Origin of the sequence: Streptomyces sp. ID05-39B (assembly GCF_033794725.1) — a bacterium.
Lineage (GTDB): Bacteria > Actinomycetota > Actinomycetes > Streptomycetales > Streptomycetaceae > Streptomyces > Streptomyces bobili.
Window position 1 is genome coordinate 1 of sequence record NZ_JARGEF010000450.1, and the last position, 2696, is coordinate 2696.

Genomic DNA, 2696 nt, shown 5'->3' on the forward strand with positions numbered 1-2696 from the left:
GTTTTTTTTTTTTCAAACAAGAAACGGGCTACCGATATTTTTCCTTTTTTCTTGGGTCGGGGAATGTGTTTAGGGGACGGGTTTTGCCCCCCCCCAACCCCGTCACCGCCACCGTCTGCGGCTTTTGCCACCACCACCGCGACGACGCCCCCAACCAGACGCACACCGCCGCCGCCTGACCACCCTTCAACGCCAGGAAGGACCCGCCCATGCTTTCCCAAGCCCGGAACGCGGTCGATCAGGTGCCCGTGCAGGCATGGGCCGCCCTCCTCGCCCTCACCACCCTCGCCTTCGGCTACCGGATGGCCGCCAGGACCCGCACCCGGAACACCACCCGCACCCCCGACAAGCAGAAGCGCCGCACCCTCATCGGCACCCTCGGCATGATCGCCGTCGTCGCCCTCGGCTTCAGCCTCTCCGCCAACACCAGCATCCGCTTCGCCGAAGCACGCCTCCACATGGTCCAGCCCTGGACCCTCACCATCGGCCTCGCCCTCGAAGGCATCGTGATCGGCCTGACGCTGTACTCGTGGGCGTTCAACGACAAGGGCACCGCCCGCGTGGCGTACCTCCTCGTCTTCGCCCAGGCGATCGGAGCCGTCGAAGTCGTCCGCTACGAACACGAGGACGCCGGCACTGCCCTCGTGCGGATCGTCGGCCCAGTCATGCTCGCCTACGGCCTGCACAAGCTCCTCGGCCTCGAGGCCAAGCTGGGGAAGATCGAGATCAAGTCCGACGGAATCCTCGCCCGTCTGTGGACCGACCAGAAGAACCGGCTCGAAAGCCGACTCGGAATTGGATCACGCGGCACCGACGCAGCAGCTATTTCACGCGCCAACGCCGCCGACAAGTTCGTCCACCTGAATTCCGTCGGAAAGCCCAAGCGCATGACAGACCACATGTACCGGCGCGCCCTGGTAAAGGCCGGCCGCGCCGCACTCCACGGCCTGGATGGCTTCGAACGGCAGATGGCCGAGGCTCACCTGGTCGACCGGATCGCCTATGAGAAGGGCATGCAGATCGGCGGCGAGCACTTCGAGGTGGCCCTCATGCGCGGAGTGCGGTCGAACACCGGACCTCTCAATCCGGACGCGGCTCCTCCGGCTGGGTTCAGCCCGCTGACCAGCGCGGCTTTCGAAGCCGCACCCACCGGCCACGCCACAGACGCACCCGAGCCGCAGGACGGCAAGCCGCAGCCGCGTTCGAACCCCGCCACAACCGACGCCGAGCGCAAGGCCCGCGCATTCCGCGTCTACGCCGACCTGGGACAGCCCTCCCAGCGCGCCTTCATCAAGGACTGGCGCGAGCGCGGATACGGCGAATCCGACCAGACCCTCCGAGACCTCTACAACGAAATGCACGAGGCATTCGAGAAGGCCCGCAAGGGGGACTCCGAGTGAACGAGACCCGATCCCGCCAGAAGCCGCGGACGGCACCCCCGCTCGCGGCCTCGGGCCGCGCCACACCCGCCCCGCCGCGGCCTCGGACCGATCCGCCCCTGGTCCTGCCCGTGGCCCCCGACTACCCGAGCCGCCTCCACCTCCTCATCCCCGCCGGCGTCCGCAACCTCCTCGCCGACTGGGGCTGGTGGCAGAACCCGATACCCCTCATCCCCTCCGACCACCTCACCCAGACCCTCGCCGTCCTCGAGCGGTACGGCTGGGCCCGCAGCCTGGACTTCAGCCCCACGGGCCGGATGTGCATCCGCGGCGCCCAGACCCTCCTCGAAACCACCGGACACGTCACCCCCGCCTCCCGCGCGCGGGCCGTCGACTACATGCAGCAGACCCTCCAAGAGCACGGCGTACACGAGCAGTTCCACGCCTGGAACGACCACACGGAGCGCACCTTTCCGCAGGTCAGCCACCTCATCACCCTGTCCGCCCACACCGCACGCAAGAACGGAGAATGACCCCCGCCATGTCCCCCAACGACGAATTCGAATTCCAGCGAATCACCCGTCAGGGATTCGCCCCGGAAACCAGGGACCCCCTGCCCTACGGAAATTCCCCTCACCACCCGAAGACCGGACTCACCCCGCGTGGAAAGGCGGCCCTCGCATTCGGTGGCGCAGCGCTGGCCGCGACCGCGCTGGTCGGCTGGTCGGTCTCCTCTTCCAACGCCGCGGAGGCGGAGCAGAAGGCCATGGAAATCGCCCTGAAGCGGGACCAGCTTGAGCTGGAAAAGCTGAAGGTCGTCAACCAGGTCAGCACCCAGGCGGCCAAGACGCAGGCCACCCTGGACGCGGCCCGCCAGGTCAAGGTCGACGCCTGCGTCAAGGCCAACAAGACCCTCGTCGGGAAGCAGCTCGGGGCCACCTACAGCTCCGTCCTGGAGGACTGCCAGGACCAGTACCAGTCCACCACCGAGGTCGGCATGCAGGCCGCCGGCGCCTCCACCGGCAGCCCGGACGGGGCGCCCGGCGGGGGAGAGGTCAACTCCGGGTTCCTGATCGGCGGCGTGGCCCTGGCCGGGCTCATGGCTGTTGGCGCCCGCAAGGCTCGTCGTAACGCGGCGTAGTTGTTAGCACGTTCTTGCAGTGTCGAAGATCCAGGCCGGGTGGCTTCCAGGAATGCCTGGCCTGGATCTTCAAGGAACATCATCCCGCACATAACGACTACTCAAAGTGAGGATTCTGATGGCGAGTGAGACGGTCCCCGCGGCCGCGAACGGGCCGCACGACCCCGCCACCACCC

At 67.4% G+C, this 2696-nt stretch carries 3 protein-coding genes; all 3 read left to right on the plus strand.

Features of this window, described 5'->3' with window-relative positions:
* Nucleotides 1-209: 209 nt before the first annotated feature.
* Genes P1P75_RS40905 through P1P75_RS40915 form a run of 3 tightly spaced genes read left to right on the plus strand, consistent with a single transcriptional unit; the run spans nucleotide 210 to nucleotide 2520 of the window.
* Nucleotides 210-1400, plus strand: coding sequence for a hypothetical protein (locus tag P1P75_RS40905; RefSeq protein ID WP_319264950.1), 1191 nt, complete (start codon nucleotides 210-212; stop codon nucleotides 1398-1400).
* Complete coding sequence (locus tag P1P75_RS40910) at nucleotides 1397-1912, plus strand: hypothetical protein (RefSeq protein WP_319264952.1); 516 nt, start codon at nucleotides 1397-1399, stop codon at nucleotides 1910-1912. Before P1P75_RS40905 ends, P1P75_RS40910 begins: the two co-directional genes overlap by 4 nt.
* Nucleotides 1913-1920: 8 nt before the next feature.
* Nucleotides 1921-2520 (plus strand): hypothetical protein, encoded by a 600-nt coding sequence (locus P1P75_RS40915; protein ID WP_319264954.1) that lies wholly within the window; start codon nucleotides 1921-1923, stop codon nucleotides 2518-2520.
* Nucleotides 2521-2696: the final 176 nt, after the last annotated feature.